The sequence below is a fragment of the Plantactinospora sp. B24E8 genome (assembly GCF_039871735.1).
Lineage (GTDB): Bacteria > Actinomycetota > Actinomycetes > Mycobacteriales > Micromonosporaceae > Plantactinospora.
The window spans coordinates 1-1,864 of record NZ_JBDPMH010000072.1 but is presented as its reverse complement, the minus strand read 5'-3'; the positions used below and the strand labels follow the sequence as shown (position 1 = coordinate 1,864).

1 protein-coding gene is annotated in these 1,864 nt (G+C 71.0%); it reads left to right on the top strand.

The genetic code is table 11. The annotated features are described in order from the left end of the window. The first annotated feature begins 551 nt into the window (after positions 1-551). Positions 552-1,784 carry an acyl-CoA dehydrogenase family protein gene (locus ABGB21_RS36790; protein WP_347681758.1) on the top strand — a complete coding sequence of 411 codons (1,233 nt, stop codon included), beginning with the start codon at positions 552-554 and terminating at the stop codon, positions 1,782-1,784. Positions 1,785-1,864: the final 80 nt, after the last annotated feature.

Here is a 1,864-nt window from a genome sequence, read left to right as displayed (position 1 = left end):
GTACGCGACTTCGCAAGAGACTCCAGCAGTTCCCGCTGGCCGGGTTCGAGCACCAGTGGTGCGGCAGCACGTGTCACGTCTCGAGTCTACTCCAATGACTAGCTATTTACGAGACAGAACACTAGCGTCGGCGACGACACCACCATCGGCCACAACACCCTGCTGCGCACCAACGTCAAGGTCGGCTCGGCCAGCCAGCTCGCGGCGAACCTGACCGTCGAGCGCGGCTGTGCCATCGGCGACGGCGTGCGCTGCTCGCCCGGCTCGCACCTGACCGCCGACACCGTCGTCAAGGACCGGGCCTTCATCGGCGCGGGGGTGCGGACCATCAACGACAAGGAGCTGATCTGACGCGACCCCGACAACGAGCAGCCACTGCTGCCGCCGAGCTTCGCCTACGGCTGCAAGGTCGGCTCCGGCGCGGTCATCCTCGCCGGTGTCAACGTCGGTGAGCACGCCCTGGTCGGCGCCGGATCGGTCGTCACCAAGGACGTGCGGTCCCGCGCCATCGTCTACGGCGTGCCCGCCACCCAGCACGGGGAGGTGACCCTGTGACCAGCGCAATGACCTGGCTCGACCCGCTGCGCACCAGCGTGCCCGAGATCGACGACACCGGCTGGCAGGAGCTGCACCGTCTTGCCAGCGACTTCGGCAGCCTGTGCGCGAACGGACCGGCGCCGCAGGACACACCCGCCTGGTCGCGGTGGCTACTCAATCTGCGTCGCGAGCTCGCCGGTCGTGGCCACCGCGCTCCGGCCGGGCGGGCCGGGCTGATCTGGCAGGCCCTCGCGCAGTTCACCGCCGGGTTCCACGACCTGGACCTGCGCGACGCCACCGGAGACGGACACGGCGCGATGATCCTGGCCGAGGGCACCCCGCAGGCCGCCATGCACTGGGCCGCTCGGCTGGCCGCCGGAGAACTGGTCGGGATCGCCGCGACCGAACGGCACGGCGGCTCCCGCATCCAGGAGATCACCACCAGAGCCACCGTTCGCCGTGACGGGACCTGGCGGCTCACCGGCGAGAAGTGCTGGGTGTCGCGGCTGATGGAGTCGGCCGGGTTCGTGGTGTTCTTCCGCGACCCCGACGGCCGGATCAGCGCCACGGTCGTCGACGCCGGCTCCCAACGGCTGGAGCGGGAGGTGATCGAGCCGTTCGGGCTGGGAGGCTGGTCCTGGGGCGTGCTACGCCTGCACGAGGTGCCCGTCGACCCGGCGACCGACCTGGTCGGCCGGACCGGGGACGGCCTCGGGGTGTTCCGACGCCACTTCGCCCGGTTCCGGCCCCTGGTGACCGCGACGGCGCTGGGCACCGCTGCCGGGGCACACACCCTGGTCACCTGCGCCCTGGCCGCCAAGACCAGGGTCGGCGTGCTGCCCCGGGTACGCGACAACGCCCTGGTGGTCCTCGGCCGCACCCACGCCGAAATCACCGCCGCGCTGCTGGCGGCGCTCACGACCAGCCGCCTGGCCACCGACTCGCATCCGCACGCCGACTTCGCCGCCAGGGTCGGCAAGGCCGCCGGCGTCGACACCGCCGTCCGCGCGGTCGCCGACCTGGCACCGCTGATCGGGGCGGCCGGGTTCCAGCGGGCCCACCCGATCGCCAAGGCCCGCGCCGACCTGACCGGGCTGCTGTACGCCGACGGCATCCACGACAGCCTCTACCGCTCCGGCGGCATCACCCTCCTGACCGAACCGGTCGCCGAGGTGGTACCGATCCGACCCGGCACCGCAGCCGGAACGTGTCAAGGATTTGAGGCCAGCGGGAGTTATGCGGCCTGAGGTTCCGCCTCTGGTTTGTTGATCCAAACGTGTTCGGGTAGATCGAGGATCTTCGGTAGGAGCCGGTTGGTGCCGAAGCG